The organism is Brevundimonas sp. NPDC055812, assembly GCF_053616535.1.
The window spans coordinates 253,223-270,681 of the sequence record NZ_JBSHDX010000006.1 but is presented as its reverse complement, the minus strand read 5'-3'; the positions used below and the strand labels follow the sequence as shown (position 1 = coordinate 270,681).

Annotated in this window: 22 protein-coding genes; 9 read left to right on the top strand and 13 right to left on the bottom strand. The window is 69.4% G+C overall.

Translation table 11 applies throughout. The features are described 5' to 3' along the window. The coding region (locus tag ACWGL1_RS12285) for a hypothetical protein (RefSeq protein WP_452112150.1) at positions 1-117 on the top strand (117 nt) is incomplete at its 5' end. Between the two features lie 13 nt (positions 118-130). Here the strand turns inward: ACWGL1_RS12285 and ACWGL1_RS12280 are convergent. From ACWGL1_RS12280 to ACWGL1_RS12265, 4 genes are all read right to left on the bottom strand, one after another. Beyond that, positions 131-703 (bottom strand): HNH endonuclease, encoded by a 573-nt coding sequence (locus ACWGL1_RS12280; protein WP_452112149.1) that lies wholly within the window; start codon positions 701-703, stop codon positions 131-133. Positions 704-841: 138 nt separating this feature from the next. Then, positions 842-1,240: an ASCH domain-containing protein gene (locus tag ACWGL1_RS12275; protein WP_338578083.1), complete on the bottom strand. Its 399-nt coding sequence runs from the start codon at positions 1,238-1,240 to the stop codon at positions 842-844. Between the two features lie 8 nt (positions 1,241-1,248). Then, positions 1,249-1,911, bottom strand: coding sequence for a trimeric intracellular cation channel family protein (locus ACWGL1_RS12270; RefSeq protein ID WP_338578082.1), 663 nt, complete (start codon positions 1,909-1,911; stop codon positions 1,249-1,251). A gap of 60 nt (positions 1,912-1,971) precedes the next feature. Next, positions 1,972-2,625, bottom strand: a complete 654-nt coding sequence (locus ACWGL1_RS12265) for a DNA-3-methyladenine glycosylase family protein (RefSeq protein WP_338578081.1) — start codon at positions 2,623-2,625, stop codon at positions 1,972-1,974. Between the two features lie 89 nt (positions 2,626-2,714). Here ACWGL1_RS12265 and gluQRS point away from each other — a divergent pair, with 89 nt between their 5' ends. Next, positions 2,715-3,563, top strand: a complete 849-nt coding sequence (gene gluQRS, locus ACWGL1_RS12260) for a tRNA glutamyl-Q(34) synthetase GluQRS (RefSeq protein ID WP_338578080.1) — start codon at positions 2,715-2,717, stop codon at positions 3,561-3,563. 13 nt (positions 3,564-3,576) lie between these two features. On the opposite strand, the gene fliE is transcribed toward gluQRS, so the two are convergent. The 3 genes from fliE to flgB are packed head-to-tail and all read right to left on the bottom strand — an operon-like array spanning position 3,577 to position 4,766. Continuing rightward, the gene (fliE, locus tag ACWGL1_RS12255; RefSeq protein ID WP_338578079.1) at positions 3,577-3,900 is read right to left on the bottom strand and encodes a flagellar hook-basal body complex protein FliE; all 324 of its coding nucleotides are present in this window, start codon (positions 3,898-3,900) and stop codon (positions 3,577-3,579) included. Between the two features lie 13 nt (positions 3,901-3,913). Further along, positions 3,914-4,348: a flagellar basal body rod protein FlgC gene (flgC, locus tag ACWGL1_RS12250; RefSeq protein WP_338578078.1), complete on the bottom strand. Its 435-nt coding sequence runs from the start codon at positions 4,346-4,348 to the stop codon at positions 3,914-3,916. A 13-nt stretch (positions 4,349-4,361) separates the two neighbouring features. After that, the gene (gene flgB, locus ACWGL1_RS12245) at positions 4,362-4,766 is read right to left on the bottom strand and encodes a flagellar basal body rod protein FlgB (protein WP_338578077.1); all 405 of its coding nucleotides are present in this window, start codon (positions 4,764-4,766) and stop codon (positions 4,362-4,364) included. Positions 4,767-4,922: 156 nt separating this feature from the next. On the opposite strand from flgB, the gene ACWGL1_RS12240 reads away from it, so the two are divergent. From ACWGL1_RS12240 to ACWGL1_RS12230, 3 genes are all read left to right on the top strand, one after another. Continuing rightward, entirely contained in the window at positions 4,923-5,201 is a 279-nt protein-coding gene (locus tag ACWGL1_RS12240; RefSeq protein ID WP_338578076.1) for a FliO/MopB family protein, read from the top strand. Next, the gene (fliP, locus tag ACWGL1_RS12235) at positions 5,198-6,013 is read left to right on the top strand and encodes a flagellar type III secretion system pore protein FliP (protein ID WP_338578075.1); all 816 of its coding nucleotides are present in this window, start codon (positions 5,198-5,200) and stop codon (positions 6,011-6,013) included. The genes ACWGL1_RS12240 and fliP overlap by 4 nt, the downstream gene beginning before the upstream one ends. Before the next feature lie 122 nt (positions 6,014-6,135). Continuing rightward, the gene (locus ACWGL1_RS12230) at positions 6,136-6,414 is read left to right on the top strand and encodes an HU family DNA-binding protein (protein ID WP_003165927.1); all 279 of its coding nucleotides are present in this window, start codon (positions 6,136-6,138) and stop codon (positions 6,412-6,414) included. A gap of 74 nt (positions 6,415-6,488) precedes the next feature. On the opposite strand, the gene ACWGL1_RS12225 is transcribed toward ACWGL1_RS12230, so the two are convergent. Further along, positions 6,489-9,320: a tetratricopeptide repeat protein gene (locus ACWGL1_RS12225; RefSeq protein WP_338578074.1), complete on the bottom strand. Its 2,832-nt coding sequence runs from the start codon at positions 9,318-9,320 to the stop codon at positions 6,489-6,491. A 158-nt stretch (positions 9,321-9,478) separates the two neighbouring features. Between ACWGL1_RS12225 and ACWGL1_RS12220 the strand changes: the two genes are divergently transcribed. After that, on the top strand, positions 9,479-9,931 hold the full coding sequence (locus tag ACWGL1_RS12220; protein ID WP_312220387.1) for a DUF983 domain-containing protein: 453 nt from the start codon (positions 9,479-9,481) through the stop codon (positions 9,929-9,931). 27 nt (positions 9,932-9,958) lie between these two features. On the opposite strand, the gene ACWGL1_RS12215 is transcribed toward ACWGL1_RS12220, so the two are convergent. Then, a complete protein-coding gene (locus ACWGL1_RS12215; RefSeq protein ID WP_291779831.1) occupies positions 9,959-11,275 on the bottom strand; it encodes a metal-dependent hydrolase family protein in 1,317 nt (438 codons plus the stop codon). Between the two features lie 127 nt (positions 11,276-11,402). Between ACWGL1_RS12215 and ACWGL1_RS12210 the strand changes: the two genes are divergently transcribed. Further along, entirely contained in the window at positions 11,403-12,101 is a 699-nt protein-coding gene (locus tag ACWGL1_RS12210) for a murein L,D-transpeptidase catalytic domain-containing protein (RefSeq protein WP_452112143.1), read from the top strand. Positions 12,102-12,246: 145 nt separating this feature from the next. On the opposite strand, the gene purD is transcribed toward ACWGL1_RS12210, so the two are convergent. The 3 genes from purD to ACWGL1_RS12195 all read right to left on the bottom strand — a co-directional run bounded on the left by purD (position 12,247) and on the right by ACWGL1_RS12195 (position 14,178). Next, positions 12,247-13,524 (bottom strand): phosphoribosylamine--glycine ligase, encoded by a 1,278-nt coding sequence (purD, locus tag ACWGL1_RS12205; protein WP_452112142.1) that lies wholly within the window; start codon positions 13,522-13,524, stop codon positions 12,247-12,249. Between the two features lie 72 nt (positions 13,525-13,596). Then, complete coding sequence (locus ACWGL1_RS12200; RefSeq protein ID WP_291779822.1) at positions 13,597-14,019, bottom strand: PRC-barrel domain-containing protein; 423 nt, start codon at positions 14,017-14,019, stop codon at positions 13,597-13,599. A 15-nt stretch (positions 14,020-14,034) separates the two neighbouring features. Further along, complete coding sequence (locus tag ACWGL1_RS12195) at positions 14,035-14,178, bottom strand: hypothetical protein (protein ID WP_291779819.1); 144 nt, start codon at positions 14,176-14,178, stop codon at positions 14,035-14,037. 138 nt (positions 14,179-14,316) lie between these two features. On the opposite strand from ACWGL1_RS12195, the gene xseA reads away from it, so the two are divergent. Beyond that, positions 14,317-15,786, top strand: a complete 1,470-nt coding sequence (gene xseA / locus ACWGL1_RS12190) for an exodeoxyribonuclease VII large subunit (protein ID WP_452112141.1) — start codon at positions 14,317-14,319, stop codon at positions 15,784-15,786. Between the two features lie 160 nt (positions 15,787-15,946). Here the strand turns inward: xseA and ACWGL1_RS12185 are convergent, their stop codons facing one another. Beyond that, entirely contained in the window at positions 15,947-17,122 is a 1,176-nt protein-coding gene (locus tag ACWGL1_RS12185) for a DmpA family aminopeptidase (protein WP_291779812.1), read from the bottom strand. A gap of 86 nt (positions 17,123-17,208) precedes the next feature. On the opposite strand from ACWGL1_RS12185, the gene ACWGL1_RS12180 reads away from it, so the two are divergent. After that, positions 17,209-17,430: a DUF2093 domain-containing protein gene (locus ACWGL1_RS12180; protein ID WP_123154994.1), complete on the top strand. Its 222-nt coding sequence runs from the start codon at positions 17,209-17,211 to the stop codon at positions 17,428-17,430. The last annotated feature ends 29 nt before the right edge of the window (positions 17,431-17,459 follow it).

Here is a 17,459-nt window from a genome sequence, read left to right as displayed (position 1 = left end):
GTCGATTACCACGTCCCCTTCGGCGGCACGAAGAAGTCCAGCTACGGCCCCCGCGAACAGGGCTTCGCCGCCGCAGACTTCTACACTCTGACCAAAACCAGCTACTCCGCCGGGTGAAACCAGCGACGCGCTAGGGCTCCAGCTCGATGTCCCAGTAGAGGTAGTCGAGCCAGCTCTGGTGCAGGAAGTGGGGCGGAAAGCGCCGCCCCGCCTGCTGAAGCTGCCAGGCGCTGGGCTGGTGGGCGGTGCGGCGCAGGGGCATGTGCGCCTGACCGGGCGTGCGGCCGCCCTTGCGCAGGTTGCAGGGACCGCAGGCGGCGACGATGTTCTGCCACGTCGTGCGCCCGCCACGCGAGCGCGGGATGACGTGGTCGAAGGTCAGATCCTGGGACGTGCCAGGCTCGCCGCAATACTGGCAGGCGAAACCGTCGCGCAGGAAGACGTTGAAGCGGGTGAAGGCCGGCTTGCGGTCCTGATCCACATAGGACTTCAGGCAGACCACGCTGGGCAGTTGCATCTCCAGCGAAGGACTGCGGACGACCTTGTCATAGGTGGCGACCACGTCGACGCGGTCCTGCCACACAGCCTTGACCACCTCTTCCCAGGGCCAGAGCGACAGGGGGAAGTAGGACAAGGGCCTGAAATCGGCGTTCAGCACCAAGGCTGGAAAGCCGGCCGGCGGGCGGGTCAGGACCTGCATCAGGCCCTCCCGCTCATACGGGGGGTTATCGACGCGACAGGACTGAAGACACGTCTCCTTCCTTGGTCTGCTGACGAAAATCCTACGCCTGATTCCCACGCATCGCCATGACCGGCGTGAGGAGTTTTCGTGACGGCGCGATCAGAAGGCCTCGACCAGTTCAAAGCGTTCGCAGACCACCTTCATCCCCGGCGCCCAACTGCCTTCGCGGCGATAGTAGGCCTCGTGCGCGTCGCGCCACCACGCATAGGTCAGGTCGCCCTCCCCCTCGGCGCGAGCGAAGTCCTCGCTGACCTGCTCGAAAGGCATGATCTCGACTTCGGTCGTGCGGATCACACATCGCGGGACGCCCGCGCCGTCCAGAATGACGCTGACCTCGCCCACGGTCGGCATGATGTCGGCCTCGCATGACGCCAGCGACGAACAGGTCGCGCGCTTGCCGCCGGCCAGCACCAGGGCCAGCAGTTCGTCCGCCAGTTCAGGGCTGTCGCCGAAAGCCCAGCGCGGCGCGGCGGCATAGGCGACGGGAATCTCGCTCATGGACAGCCTCAATAGCGCGACGCGGCGGTCGGGAAGGCGGGCAGGCTCCAGCCCCACTTCAGGGCGCCTGCGCGCACGCCGAACCCGGCCACGACGGCCACCGCCACGGCGGGCCATGTCGGCAGACTCAGGGCCTTCAGCCCGACGAACAGGGCCGCCGACACCAGAGCCGCGGTGATGTTCAGTTCGCGCCGCAGCAGGATGGAAGGCTGGTGCGCCAGCACGTCGCGCACGATGCCGCCGAAACAGGCCGTCAGCACGCCCATGACGATGCAGATCAGAGGCGTCACGCCATAGGTCGCCGCCTTGGCCGCCCCCATGACGCCATAGGCCGCCAACCCCACCGCATCCAGCCACAGCAGGGCGCGGAAACGCCACGACCGCGAACCCAGCATCCAGAAGCCGACCGCCGCCACCATGCAGACGGCGACATAGCGCCAGTCCTGCACCCAGAACACCGGCGCCCCGATCAGCAGGTCGCGCAGGGTGCCGCCGCCCATGCCGGTGACGGCGGCGAAGAAGGCGAAGGTCAGGACGTCATGCTTCTCGCGCGCGGCGGCCAGGGCGCCGGTGGCGGCGAACACGGCCACGCCCGCGAAATCCAGCAGCGGCAGCACCGCAGTCGGACGAACCAGGTCTGCGCCCGCGATCGGCTCCAACATCGTCATCATCCCCAGGGCGCCACGCGGCGCCGTCTTCGGGGTCGCCCCCGGCCTTGGTGAAGACGAGGGTCAGGCGCCCTCGTCCAGCGCGATCTCGCCGCGCCGAACGCCACCATACCACCCCCAGAGCAAATGCGCCGCCACCCCGCGATGCGGCCGCCAGATCTCGGCGCGGGCATAGGCCTGTTTCTCGTTCGGACGGGCCTCGGCGCGGTCGGCCCAGCGCATCGCCTCTTGGAGGGCTACATCCCCGCCGGGAAAGACGTCGAGCCGCCCCTCGCAGAACATCAGGAAGGTCTCGGCCGTCCATTTGCCCACCCCCTTGATGGCGACCAGGGCGGCGATGGCCTCCACGTCGTCCAACCGCTCCAAATGGTCGAAGTCGATGTGACCCTCGGTCTGGGCGCGGGCGATCTCATGGCCGTACTTCGCCTTCTGTCCCGACAGGCCGAAGGTGCGCAGCGTCTCGACATCGCGCGCCAGCACGGCCTCGGGCGTCACCTGCCCGTCCAGCCCGTCGACCACCCGTTTCCAGATCGAGGCCGCCGCCGCCACCGACACCTGCTGCTCGACGATCATGCGGAACAAGCCCTCATAGCCGCCCGGCCGCAACCGCCATTCGAACACGGGCGTCGAGGCGTGCGCCTTGGCCAGCGCCGGATCGGCGGCGGCCAGAGCCTCGCGGGCGGCGGCGACGGAGGCGGGAGACGGAGCAAGAGCCATGACGCCATGCTAGGCCTGCGCCCCATCCCTCGAAAAGAGCCGTTCGCCGCCCGGTTCTGACCACGGCCGGAAACCGCTAGTCTGTCTCCATGTTCGCCACCCGCTTCGCCCCCTCGCCCACCGGCCGCCTGCACAGGGGGCACGCCTTTTCGGCCCTGACGGCCTGGCGCGCAGCGAAGGATGTGGGCGGGCGCTTCGTGTTGCGGATAGAGGACATCGATCCGACGCGATGCAGGCCCGAGTTCGAGGCGGCCATCTACGAAGACCTGGCCTGGCTGGGGCTGGACTGGGAGACGCCGGTGCGGCGCCAGTCCGATCATCTGGCCGCCTACGCCGCCGTGGTCGAGGCGCTGAACCGGCGCGGCCTGCTCTATCGCTGCTTCCGCACCCGCAAGGAGATATTGGACGCCATCGGCGATGCGCCTCACGGCCCGGCCGAGGCCGCTCGCCCCGGCCCGCATCCGGCCGAGGAAGAGGCGCGCCTGCTGTCCGAAGGACGCCCTTTCGCCTGGCGACTGTCGCTGGATCGGGCGAAGGAGGCGCTGGGCGGCGCGGCCTGGGACGCACTCAGCTTCATCGAGGAAGGCTCAGGCCCCGATGGCGAGACCGGCATGGTCAAGGCGCGCCCCGAGACGGCGGGGGACGTGGTGCTGGCGCGCAAGGACGCCGGGACCGCCTATCATCTGGCCGTGACGCACGACGACGACCTGCAGGGGATCAGCCATGTCATCCGGGGCCAGGATCTGTTCGAGGCGACGCATATCCAGCGGCTGATCCAGGCGCTGATGGACTGGCCCGCGCCCGTCTATCGCCACCACCGCCTGCTGGCCGGGCCGGACGGCCGCCGGTACGCCAAGCGCGACCGCTCGGTCACTCTGGCTGAACTGAGAGAGAGCAGGCTGACGCCCGAAGCGCTGAGGGCGGAACTGGGGTTCTGACCGCAAGGCGCCGTCAGATCGGCATCCGCATGATTTCCTGATAGGCCGAAATCACCTGGTCGCGCACGGCCATGACCGTCTCCAGCGAGGCCTCAGCCGAGGAGATGGCGGTGACGACGTCGATCAGATTGCCCTGCCCCTGCACCGACTGGGCCATCTGGGTTTCGGCCGCGCGGGTCGCCTGCGTCGTCTGCGTCATGACGTTCTGCAGCAGGTCCGCAAAGCCCCCCGCTGCATTAGGCCCCGTCGAGGCGGCTGCATTGGCCGAGGTGGCGACATTGACCCCGCCCCCGCCCTGAACGGCGGCGTAGGCGCGGGCGGCCATGATGGGATTCATGCCCTAGCCCCTCTTATTTCTTGATGATGTCGAGGGTGCGGGACTCCATGTTCCGCGCCGTCTCGATGACGTTCAGGTTGGCCTCATAGGCGCGCTGCGCCTCGCGCATGTCCATGGCCTCGACCAGGGTGTCGACGTTGGGCCGCTGGACATAGCCCTCCGCGTTCGCCGCCGGGTGCGAGGGGTCGTAATCCATGCGGAAGTCGCTCTGGTCCGGCCGCACCTCGGCCAGGACCACGCCGGTCGCGCCGTCGACGTTGCGGGCCTGGAACACTGGCGTCTGGCGGCGATAAGGCTGGCCGCCCGCAACGTTGGCCGTGGATTCCGCGTTGGCGATGTTCTCGGCGATGATGCGCATCCGCGACTGCTGCGCCTTCAGCGCGGTCGAGGCGACGGCCATGGCGGTGTTGCGGGGCGTTACGGGGCGATTGTTGACCGGATCAGGCATGGTTCAATCCCCTTCAGGCGCCGGGCTTCTTGGCCGCCAGGCGGATCATCTGCATCGACTTCTGGTAGAAGCCGATGGCGGCGTCATAGGCCATGCGGCTCTCGGCCATCTTGAGCATCTGCTCCTCGACCACGACCGAATTGCCGTCCAGCGTGGTCTCGGAATCCGGCGTATTCGTCGCCTCGAACCGTGCCGCCTGACCGGGCGGCGAGATGTGACGGGCGTTGGTGGCCGTCATGCGAAGGCCGCCGCCCGTCCGCATCGCCTCGGCGAAATCGGTCGGCGTCTTCAGGTCGCGGGCGACATAGCCGGGGGTGTCGGAGTTGGCGACGTTCTGGGCGATCACCCGCTGGCGGTCGTCCAGCCAGCCCAGGCGGCCCTTGATCTGATTCAGCAGCGGCAGGTCGGTGACGGACACGCGAATCCCTCGGACGAACGGATCGGCAGAATTTGCCGCCTGCATGGTTAATATCCCGTATCCCTAAACGCGCCGTTAACCACGTCCGTTGAAACATGCGGGCGAAGCGTCGCGGCGGTCCGCGTCGTCTCCGTCGCGTCTGGGGCCTGCGAACGCATGAACTTCCTCGATCTGTTCCGGGCGATCTTCGGCCTGGCCATCACCCTGGGCATCATCGGCCTGGCCGCCTGGGCGGCGCGCCGCTATGCGCCCGAAATCCTGGCCCGCTTCCAGGGGCCGCAGGGACAGGTGCGGCGGATGAAGGTGGTCGAGACCCTGGTGCTGGACCCCTCGCGCCGCCTGGTGCTGATCCGCGTCGACGACGAAGAACGGCTGATCCTGCTGGGCGAAGGCCGCGAACTGATCGAGCCGCGCCAGCCGGGAGACGTCAAGTGAAGCGCCCCGCCCTGTTCGGCGCGCCGACCCGCGCAGAACTGAAACGCGCGGCCCTGCTGTCGCTGATCACGACCGCCCTGTGCCTGATCTGGCCGCTGGGCGCGCTGGCGCAGGAAGCGGCTCAGACCGGCTCGGCCATCAATATCGACCTGGGGACCGGCGCGGGCCTGACGCAGCGCGTGGTGCAACTGGTCGGGTTGATGACGGTCCTGTCGCTGGCGCCGTCCATCGTCATCATGACCACCAGCTTCGTGCGAATCGTCGTGGTGCTGTCCCTGTTGCGCACGGCGCTGGGGATGCAGCAGTCGCCGCCGAACGCCGTCCTGGTGTCCCTGGCCCTGTTTCTGAGCGCCATCGTCATGGCTCCGACCTGGCAGGACGCCTATGATTCGGGGGTCCGCCCCCTGATGGATCAGCAGATGGAGCTGCCTCAGGCCTTCGATGCGGCGTCTGAACCGGTAAAAACCTTCATGCTGGCCCAGGTGAAGCCGGACGACCTGGCGTTGTTCACTCGCCTGTCGCGTGTGGAGCCCCCCGCGGACGTGCAGGACCTGCCCCTGCGCGTGGTCACGCCGGCCTTCATGATCAGCGAGTTGAAGACCGCCTTCACGATCGGATTTCTTCTTTTTGTTCCGTTCCTTGTGATCGATCTGGTGGTCGCCAGCGTGCTCATGTCCATGGGTATGATGATGCTGCCGCCGGTGGTCGTCAGCCTGCCCTTCAAGCTGATCTTCTTCGTGCTGGTGGACGGGTGGAGACTGGTCGCCGGAAGCCTTGTCGAGAGCTTCCAGAGAGCCTCCGGAGCGGGATAAATCCCCAGCCTGCAAGGCCTTCGCGCCGATGCGGGCTTGCCAAGCCTGCAAAAACCGTCGTTGATCCCCCGGTCCTCGCCCGGCGCTTCTTTCCGGGCGACCACCATTGGGAAACGACCCTCATGACCACTCAAGCTGAACTGATCGCCGCCGTCGCCAAGGACGCGGGCGTTTCGCAAGCTGACGCCGGCAAGGTGCTGACCGCCATTGTCGAGAACATCCACAAGTCCCTGAAGTCGGGCGGCGACGTTCGCATCTCGAACCTGGGCGTGTTCGACACGGCTGAGCGCGCCGAGCGCGAAGGCCGCAACCCGGCCACGGGCGCGACGATCAAGATCCCGGCCTCGAAGGCCGTGCGCTTCCGCGTGTCCAAGCCGCTGAAGGACGCCGTCAACGGCTAAGCCTTTCAGGCGCGTTCGATCCCCCTCGCGGGGATAGACGCAAAAGACCCCTCTCCCGCCGGGAGGGGGGTCTTTTATTGGCCCGCGCCGGTCCTGGCCCGGAACTCGGCCTTGGTCTGCGTGATCCAGCCGGCGTAGGCGTCGGCTCCGGCGCTGAGGGCGGCGAAGTCCTGCGGGCGGCCCGAGCCGTCGGCCCCGTCCAGTCCCGCCAGCGCCACCCGGATCGCGCCGGGCGAGCGCGCCCCTTCGGCGAAGCGGGCGTAGTTCTTCGACAGGCGGCTCAGGGCGCCGGCGTCCTGCGCCAGGGAATAGCCCGCGCCCGCACGAATCAGGCGCGTCTCCTCGACCTCGCTGAGCGGCACGGCCGTCTCCTTCCAGCGATCGCCCAGACGCTGTTCGTAGAGGGCGGCGGCCGCCCCCCACTGTTGCTGCTTCCACAGGATGTCGGCGCGCACGTCCCGCGCGGCGGGCGAGGCGTCCTTGCCCAGCACCTCCAGCGCATGATCGTAGCGCCCCAGCTCCATCAGGGCGCGAGCCTCCAGCGCGCGGCGCTCCAGGTTCATCGGCGTGGGCAGCAAGGTCGTGCGCGACGACCACAGGGCCTTCAGCGCCTCTTCCGGCTGGCGGTTCATCAGATAGACGGCGGCCAGATTGGTCGACACCTGCGCCTTGGCCACCCCGTCCAGCCGGTTCTCGGCCTGGTATTTCAGCAGCTCCGCCGCCTGATCCAGCAGGTCGACGTCGATCAGGCGCCGCGCCAGACGCCGCACCATCTCGTCGCCGTCGGCGCCGACGGGCGTCAGTTCGCGGAAGTCGAAGAACAGGGCCAGCGCCTGCACCGGCTGCAAGCCGTCGGCCGCGCCTTCGAGGAACAGGGCGCGGAAGGCGTTGTCGAGATCGGCCTGAAGCCGATCCCCGCCCGGCAGGGTGACGATCTTCGGCCCCGCCGTCTTCAGCGTGGTCAGGGCCTCGCGATAGCGGCCCTGCGACAGATAGAGCTCGCCCAGGGTGCGGATCACCGCCAGCTCGGTCGCGTCGCCGCGCCAGCGCCATTTCAGCGCCTCCAGCTGGGCGGCGGCGGCGTCGGCCTTCAGCGTCCCCTTGGCCATCTCCAGCTTGATGACGCCCAGCCGCGCGGGCGTGGCGACGCCGTCCAGCGGGGCGCGCGCCACCGCCTTGTAGATCGCCAGGGCGCGGTCGGGGTTATGGTCCAGTTCGAACAGCCGGGCCTGCACCAGGCGGGCGGTCAGCTGGTCGGGGGCCGAGACGTTCGGCTGGCTGAAGACATAGGCCAGAAGTTCGCGCGCGGCGTCGGCGTCGCCGGTCTCGACCGCCGCCATGGCGTGGGTGGCGCCGAAGCGGGCGCGCCATTCGGGAGCAAAGCCGTCGACCACGCCCGCGCCGGCCGCGAACAGCCGCCGGGCGTTGGCCCAGTCGCCCTGCTGTGCGGCGATATAGCCCTGCCACACCTTGGTCGAGGGATCCCCGGCCAGGGCGCCGGACGAGAAGTCGGCCTCGGCCTCGGCGAAACGGCCGATGGAGGCGCGGGCGGCGCCGCGCAGGCCGCGCACCTCGGCCACGCCCTGCATGGCGGGCGTCTGCTTGATCAGGGCGTTCAGCACCCCGACCGCCTCGAACCCCAGACCGTGCCCGACCAGGAAGCGGGCGTAGGCCAGCCGCGCCTCGATGGGCGCGCGCGGATCTTCGGCGGCGCGGCCGCTCTCACGCTCGGCGGCGTCCCGAAGGGCGCGATGACGGGCGGTGAAGCCGCCCTCGCCCGCATCGGCGGACCAGTCGGCCAGGATCAGGGCCGGACGCGACGCGGCGCGCGGCGCGTCGGCGCCTTCGACCGCCGTCTCCAATCCGGCGGTCGGCGAGGACAGGGTCAGGCCGCGCGGACGCGTCACCGTCACCAGGTCGCCGTCGGCCGTGACGCTCAGGTCGTCGGTCGGCGTCTCGATCGCAAGGCCGTGGGCGGTAGGCAGGAAGCCCGCGTCCACCGTGCGCCGCCCGGTCTTCAGCCCCTTGCCGGGCGCCAGGGCGGTGACGGCGGCGAAGCGGTCGCCGATCATCGGATCGGTCAGCCAGACGGTGCGGGTCGCCCCGGCCATGCGCGCGGTCAGCGACGCCTTGACCGCGTCGTCACGCTCGATGTCCACGCCGCTGGGCGAGGGCGCGGTCCCGCCGATGGTCACGACCCAGGTCGAGCCCTCGGCGCGGGCGGCCACGGCCTGACCCGGTTCGACCGGAATGCGTACGGCGGTGAAGTCGGGTCCGGCGGCCCAGCGGGCGCCGTTCAGCCCCTCGCCCTTCATCTCCATGCGGGCGGCATGGTCGAAGACGGCCCAGACCGCCTCGCCGCGCCGGAAGACGGCGGCGCCGACCGGCCCGTTCCAGGCGAAACGCATCACCGTCTGCTGGCCCTTGACCTCGGCCGCCACCGGCACCGCCCCGCCGATCGGCACGGGCGAGGGTCGCGAACCGTCGGCGCGCGCGCCCGGCGCATAGAGGTTCAGCCAGACGGCGCCGTCGGCGGCGCCGCTGGTCGCGCCCGCCCCCTCGGCCAGGGTCAGGACCAGTTCGGTCGCTCCCTGAGCGGCGCGGGTCTCGATCTTCTCCAGCCCCTTGGGCGGATCGACGCGCAGGCGGCTGACGTCGGGGGCGGCGGTCGTGCCGATGCGGACCACGACGGTGCGGCCGTCCTGGCGCACCCGCGCGCGCGATCCCACGACCCCGGCGAACTCGATCTTGGTGAAGCCCGCATTGGCGCCGATGCGGATCTCGACCGGCGCGCCGGCCTGGGCCAGAGACGGCGCCGGCGCCAGGGGCGCGAAGACGACCACGCCCGCCGCGGCGGCCGCCACGGTCGTCTGCAGAACGCGCTTCTTGGCGGGGGCCCCGGACATATCGCGCGCATGCTCGCGCGAAGGGCTTTAATCGCGGTTAACGGGGCCTAACTCGCCCGACCTGCAGGGCCTATCCGCGCGGATAGGACAAAACACCCGCTTGCTTCCCCAGGGCGAACGGCCGACATCATGGACATCGTTCTTCTAGGAACCGTTTCGTGTCCGATCCCGCCTATCCTCCGATCAGCCCGCTGAAGACCGGCCTTCGCGCCCGCTGCCCGCGCTGTGGCGAGGGCCCTGTCTTCAAGGGTTACCTGAGCCTGCGTGAATCCTGCCCTGAATGCGGGCTGGACTACAGCTTCGCCGATCCGGCCGACGGCCCGGCCTTCTTCGTCATGTGCGCGGTCGGCGTCGTCGGCATGATCGCCTTCATGATCTTCGAGTTCAGCCTGCATCCGCCGGTCTGGGTCCACTTCCTTGTGACCTTCCCGATCCTGGCGGCCATGTGCCTGTGGGTGCTGCGGCCCTTCAAGGGCTGGATGGTGTCCGAGCAGTATTTCCACAAGGCCGAGGAAGCCACCTTCGTCAGCGTCGGCAAGCACGGCGAAGGCTATGGCTGGCGCGGTCAGGCCGAGCGCGCCGCCAAGGCCGCCGCCCGCGACAAGGACTGAGCGGCGGCCTCTTTCTAGGCAGTCGGATCAGTCGGCCCGGAAGACCTGGCCGCCCTTCATCACGAAGCGCACGCGCTCCAGTTCGGTGACGTCCGTCAGCGGATCGCCGCTGACCGCAACCAGGTCGGCCGGCATCCCCGGCGCCAGGCGCCCGGCTTCGTTCTGGATGCGCAGGTGCTCGGCGGCGCCGACAGTGGCCGCCTGGATCGCCTCAAGCGGCGTCAGTCCTGCGCGGACCAGCAGGGCGAACTCCTGAGCGTTGTCGCCGTGGGCCGAGACGCCGGTGTCGGTGCCGAACGCGATCCTGACCCCGCCGCGGTGCGCGCGCGCGGCCATGTCCAGCATCTTGGGTCCGGCTTCCAGCGCCTTGGCCGTCTGGGCCGGAGTGAAGAAGTTGTCGGGGCTGGATGCGACGCGAGCGACGAAATCCCCCGCCATCAGCGTCGGCACCAGCCAGGCGTTGTTCGCCTTGAACATCCGGATGGAGTCGTCATCCAGATAGGTGCCGTGCTCGATGGAGTCGCCGCCCGCCTTCAGGAAGGCGTTGATGCCGTCGCCCCCGTGAGCGTGAGCGGTGACCTGACGGCCCATGCGATGGGCGACCTCGACGATAGAGGCCAGTTCGTCCTCGGTGAACTGTTGCGCCAGGCCTGCTGCCGTATTGGACAGGACGCCGCCCGTGGCCGTGATCTTGATGATGTCGGCGCCCGCGCGCACCTGCATTCGCACCGCGCGGCGGCAGTCTTCCGGACCCGAGCAGATGCTCTCAGGCGACATCAAGTGCAGGATGTCGTCGCGATAGCCGTTGACGTCGCCGTGCCCCCCATGGACCGAAACGGCCGAACCGGCGGCGATGATGCGCGGTCCGGGCACGTCGCCCATGCGGATGGCGTCGCGCAGGGCGAAGATGGATTCGTTCGTCGCACCGAGGTCGGCCACCGTGGTGAAGCCCGCATTGAGCGTGCGCCGCGCATATCGCGCACCGACCATCGCCTGGGCCGCATTGGACTGCGTCAGTCCATCGAGGCGCGAATTCGGATTCGATTCGAAGGTCAGATGGACATGGCTGTCGATCAGGCCGGGCAGGACGAAGGCCGAGCGCAGATCGACGACGTCCCCTTCGCCGACGAAGCCGTCGCGGATCTCGACGACTTGGTTCCCTCTGATCACGAGAGTTTTATCACGCAGGACCCGACCGCTGGCCGGATCGGCCAAAAGCCGCCCCACTTGAACGAACTTCGTCGGCTGTTCAGCGGAAACCGACGCAGGCGCCGGGGTTTGGCGCGCTTCGGCGCCGGTCGCGGCCAGAACGGCCGCGGTCACAATCAGGGCAAGCTTTTTCATTCATCCCTCCCGTTACTGAGGCGCGCAACATAACCGTTCCAATCTTCCCGCCAAGGCCAAGGTTGCTTTGCAAGGACGGTTCATGAAACAAGCCGATACAGTTGTTTAACCGTGCGAGGGGCGTCGCATGCGGCTTTCCAGACGTGGCTTGATTCTGGGCGGATCGGCCCTGTTGGCGGGGTGCTCCTCCGCCGCTTCCACCTCCAGCCTTCAGCTCGCCGGGGCCGTGGCTCCAAACCTTCCCACCCTGCCGGATCACGCAGCGCCGGCCGCTGTCCAGATCACGGACGTCGGGACGACGATCGATCCCCACGGCGTCGTCCGCAAGGATCTGATCGAACGCGCGCGCGCCGCCATGGACGTGCACGGCCACAAGATTTCGAAGCGCGACCGGATGTATCTGGTCGATTTCCAGAAATTCTCGGGCGAGGACCGGCTCTACGAAGTCGATCTGGAAGGCGGCTGGGTCACAGCCTACCGGACCAGCCACGGGCGCGGCTCGGACCCGGCGCATTCGGGCTATGCGCAGCAGTTCTCCAACCGCCCAGACAGCCATATGTCCTCCATCGGCGCCTACGCCACGGCGGGCGCCAGCTGGGGGAGCCAGCAGGGACCGAACGTCCTGTTGGACGGGCTGGAGTATTCCAACAATCTGGCGCGCGAACGGGCCATCATCATCCACGGCGCCGACTACGCCGACCCCGCCTTCCTGGCGCGTCAGGGCAAGCTGGGCCGGTCCTACGGCTGCTTCTCCGTGTCCCACGCCGATCTGATCCCCCTGCGCGAACGCATGGGCGAAGGCCGGCTGTTGTTTGCGATGACCTGACATAACGATCGTCACCCTCGGACTTGTTCCGAGGGCCTATCGTTCTACAGGCGCCGCATCGGGCTTAAGAGCGCGTCATAAGAACCAACCGCCGCGCCTAACGGCCGCCATGGGTCCTCGGGGCAAGCCCGAGGGTGACGTAATTTTAGCGCGGCTCCAGCGCCCGCCAGCCGATGTCAGTGCGGTGGAAACCGCCCGGCCAGTCGATCTTGGCGATAGCCTCATAGGCGCGCTCGCGCGCCTGGGCCACGTCGTCGCCATAGGCGCAGACGTTCAGCACCCGACCGCCCGCCGCCGCCAGGGCGCCGTCGTCGCGCAGCTTGGTCCCGGCATGGAAGACCTGGACGTGCGGGCCGAAGTCCTGATCCGCGCCGCGAATGACCGAGCCTTCCAGCGGACTGTCGGGATAGCCCTTGGCCGCCAGCACCACGCAGATCACCACGCCCGGCTTGAACGTCGGCGCAGGCGCCTGGGTCAGGTCGCCGCGCGCGCAGGCCAGCAGCAGCGGCACGACATCGCCGTCGAACCGCATCATCAGCACCTGGCATTCCGGGTCGCCGAAGCGGGCGTTGAACTCGACCACCTTGGGGCCTTCGGCCGTCGCCATCAGGCCGACATAGAGGACGCCGCGATAAGGGGCGCCTTCCTCGGCCATCTTCTGGATGGTCGGGACGACGACGCGGTCGTTGGCCGCCTCGGTGAAGGCCGCCGTGAAGACGGGCGCGGGCGAATAGGCGCCCATGCCGCCGGTGTTGGGTCCCAGGTCGCCGTCGAAGGCGCGCTTATGGTCCTGGGCGCCGCCGAACAGCACGGCCCGCGTCCCGTCCGACAGGGCGAAGAGGGAGCCCTCCTCCCCGTCCATGAATTCCTCGATCACCACGCGCGATCCGGCCGCGCCGAACCGGCCGCCCAGCATCCGCTCGATCTCGGCCTCGGCGTCGGCGCGATCGGGGCTGATGGCCACGCCCTTGCCCGCCGCCAGGCCGTCGGCCTTGATGACATAGGGGGCCGAATACCGGTCCAGCGCCGCCTTGGCCGAGGGGACGTCCTCATAGACGCCATAGCCCGCCGTCGGAATGCCGTGGCGCTGCAGGAAGGCCTTGGAGAAGGCCTTGGACGTCTCCAGTTGCGCCGCCGCCTGGGTCGGGCCGAAGCAGGGGATGCCCGCCGCCTGCAGCCGGTCGGCCAGCCCCTCGGCCAGGGCCGATTCCGGGCCGACGACGACCAGATCCGCCTTCATCTCGCGCGCCAAGGCCGCCAGACCTTCAGCGTCGGTCGCCTTCAGGTCGGGCCGCATCTCGCCCAGCCTGGCCATGCCCGGATTACCAGGCGCGACGACGAGCCGCTCCACCAGCGGCGACTGGGCGATCTTCCAGGCCAGGGCGTGTTCGCGCCCTCCCGATCCGACGAGCAGAATGTTCATGGGGGCGGAATGGCCGCGCGCGCCGTCCTGGTCAAGCGCCGGAAACGGTTAGCGGACGCAGGATCATGGAAATCAGGGCATCCAGGCGGGCATGGCCTTCAACTGCTCCAGCGTCATGGTCGACACCAGGTCGTAGTCGTCGCCTTCCTTTCGAGGCGTCAGACCATCCAGCGGAATGCGCACCCAACGCGGCCCGCCCTCGCCTGCCGGCTCGATGATCAGGCCCGTGACCGCGCCCGACGCGTCCAGGTCGACCCGCTGGACATCGCCCAGATCGACGCCGGCCGACGTGATGAGATCGGCCTCCTCCAGTTGCGCGACGGTCAGGCCCAGGGCCATGGCCCCTGCCGGGGCGGCCGCAGGCGTGGTCGCCGTTTTCGGCGCCGAAGCGGCATCGGGCGAGGCCTCGGGCGTCCTGTCCGGCCTGGACGGCGCCTGCGAACAGGCGGCCAGCAAGGCGGCGGTCGAGGCGGCGGCGAGCAAAATCCTCATCATCAAACCCTCCTGTCTCTAGATCACGGCCGACACCACATAGACGCCGACGCCGGCCAGAAGAATCAGCCCCAGAACCAGCCACGGGCTGAGCGCCGGATTGTGACTGCGCCGCGCCAGATCGCGCTCGCGCGCCTGATCGGGCGGTACGTCGTCGGCCATGGCCTCCTCCGAGGGCGGGTCTGGGGACTGCACCATGTTTCGCGAACGCGCGCGGGGACGCGCCCGTTCCGCCACGCTTGTCGCGGCGCCCCGGCGGATGTCTTTGCGGGGGCGTCGGCTGCGGCTAGGGTGCGCGCCATGACCTCCGATGACGACTACGCCTTCGAGGGCGCGGCCCCGCAGCCCGCCCGCGACAACAATCCGCCGCTGTCGATCTCGGAGCTGAGCTTCGCGCTGAAGCGCACGCTGGAGGAACGCTTCGGCCATGTGCGGCTGCGCGGCGAAATCTCCAAGGTGAACCGCCACGCCTCGGGCCACGTCTACCTGACGCTGAAAGACGACAAATCGGCCATCGACGGCGTGATCTGGAAGGGCGTGGTGCGCGGCCTGGGCGTCCAGCCCGAGACGGGGCTGGAGGTCATCGTCACCGGCAAGATCACCTCCTATCCGGCGCGCTCCTCCTATCAGATCGTGATCGAGAGCATGGAGGCGGCGGGCGCAGGCGCCCTGCTGGCCCAGTTGGAGCGGCTGAAAGTCCGCTTGCGCGACGAGGGCCTGTTCGATCCGGCGAAGAAGAAGCCGCTGCCGACCTTCCCCGCGACCATCGGCGTGATCACCAGCCCGACCGGCGCCGTCATCCGCGACATCCTGCACCGCATCGCCGAACGCTGGCCCTGCCGCGTCATCGTCTGGCCGGTGGTGGTCCAGGGCGACGCCGCCTGCGGCCAGGTGTCCAACGCCATCCGCGGCTTCGACGCCATGACGCCGGACGGGCCGATCCCGCGCCCCGACCTGCTGATCGTCGCGCGCGGCGGCGGCTCGGTCGAGGACCTGTGGTGCTTCAACGACGAGGGCCTGGCGCGCACGGTCGCGGCCGCCCGCATCCCCATCATCTCGGCCGTGGGGCACGAGACCGACACCACATTGATCGACTTCGTCTCCGACCGGCGCGCTCCGACGCCCACGGGCGCGGCCGAGATCGCCACGCCCGTCCTGGCCGACCTGCGCTGGGCGCTCAGCGATCTGGAGGGCCGCCTGTCGCGCGCCGGGGCGCGAATGCTGGAAGACCGCCGCACCCGCCTGCGGGCCGCCGCGCGCGGCCTGCCTGCCCGGCCCGAAGACCTGCTGGCCCTGCCGCAGCAACGCCTCGACCATGCCGCCAGCCGTCTCGGCTCGGGCCTGCACCGCAACGTCGCCGTGCACGAGCGGCAGCTGGCGGTCGTCGCCGGGCGGCTGTCCAGGGGCCTGCTGGAGCGCGCCATCGAGCGGCGCGGCGACCGGCTGGCCGCCTATGCCGACCGCTTCGGCCCGGCGATGAAGCGGCGTCTGGACCGCGACGAAACCCGGCTGGCCGCCCTGTCGCGGGCGCTGTCGACGCTGGACCCCAAGCGGCCCAAGCCCGGCTTCGCCCGTATCGAGGACGCCGAGGGCGCCATGATCGCCTCGGCCGCCGCCCTGTCGCCGGGGCAGACGGTGCGGATCGTCTTCGGCGACGGCGCCAAGGGCGCGACCATCGACGGCGAGGGGGCGGCGCCGCGTCCTGTCCCTGCGCCCAAGCCCGCCCCGCGCCCGAAGGCCGCGCCGGCGGGTCAGGGCGACCTGTTCTAACCCCCTGAAAACTCCGCTCATCCCGGCGGACGCCGGGACCCAGTGTTTTGGCTTCAACCTCAGCGCTTGGAAACTAGGCGTCAGTCTTCAGAGAACCGAGCGCGTCGCTCTTACTGGATCCCGGCGTCCGCCGGGATGAGCGGGTTTAGAGGGCGGAGCCCTAACGGCTGGCGGTCTCGCCCAACACCGCCTTCACCGCGTCGATGTCCAGCGCCTCGACCGTGACCGCCCTGCCGTCAATCACCGAGGTCGTCGTCTGCGCCTTCAGCAGGGAGTTGAGGATGGCCTCCTCCGTCGCCTCGGCGACCGCGACGAACAGCGGCGACATCCGATCGTTGGGCCAGTCCGCGACCATCGCCGGCCCCATCCGCCGCTCAGGCGTGCGCCGCACGCCCTCCGCCGTCGAAAACGCGATCGCATAGTCTCCCGACCCGTTCGAGAACGCCGCCCCCGTCCGCGCCAGACCGGCGAAGGCCCGGTTCGCCAGCCGCTCCAGATTGCGGTCCGACAGCGGCGCATCGGTCGCCACCACGATCATGATCGAGCCGTCGGCGCGCTCATTCTCCACCTCTTCGCGCAGGTAGTAGCGGCCCAGCCGCACCCCGACCGGCGCTCCATCGATGCTCAATGCGCCGCCGAAGTTCGACTGGACCAATACCCCGACGGTGAAGCCGCCCAAGCTGTCAGGCAGCTTGCGCGAACTGGTGCCGATCCCGCCCTTGAACCCGAAGGCGATGGTCCCGGTCCCGGCGCCGACCGCGCCCTGCTCCACCGGCCCCGATGTCGCCGTCTCGATGGCCCGCACCACGTCGGCGGCGGTGACGACGCGGGCGCGGATGTCGTTCAGCCCGCCGTCGTTGGTCTCGCCCACCACGGCGTTGACCGAACGGATGTCCTCATGCCCCGGCTGCTTCAGCATCCAGTCCAGAACGCCGTCGATGCCCCGCGCCACCGACAGGGTGTTGGTCAGGACGATGGGCGTCTCGATCTCGCCCAGCTCCCTGATCTGGGTCGCGCCCGCCAGCTTGCCGAAGCCGTTGGCCACCGACAGCCCGGCCGGGACCTTGTCGCGGAACAGAGAGCCCTCGTGCGGCACGATGGCGGTGACGCCGGTGCGGATGTTGTCGCCCGAGCGCAGCGTCACCTGCCCGACCTTCACCCCGGCCACGTCGGTGATGGCGTTCAGCGGCCCCGGCGACAGGACGCCCGGCGCCCGGCCCAATTCGCGGATGGTCGGGCGCTGGCCTTGCGTCTCCTGAGCGACCGCGCCGGGCGCGGCGGCCAGAACGGCGGCGAAGACGCCGGCGGCGAGGATGTCGGCGGGCGATCGAGACATGAAACATCCGAACTTATGAACGAGAAGCGGTCAGATGACGGCGATTCGCCTCTCGTCCCGCACAGGCTTCACGCTATGATGGCCTCATGAGCACGCAATCCTCTCCCCAGGACCCGGGCCAGGCGGCGGGTCAGACCGCCAGCCTGCACTACGGCGACGGCGAATTCGCCGTCCTGTCGGCCGGCGCCTTCGTGCGCTGCGCCGTCAGCGGCGCCGCCATTCCCCTGACGGCCCTGCGCTATTGGTCAGTGGAGCGGCAAGAGGCCTACGCCGGGCCGGGCGAGTATCTGGCGGCCGCCGGGCGCTGAGCCCATCCTCGTGTCGCGCCGGACGGCCT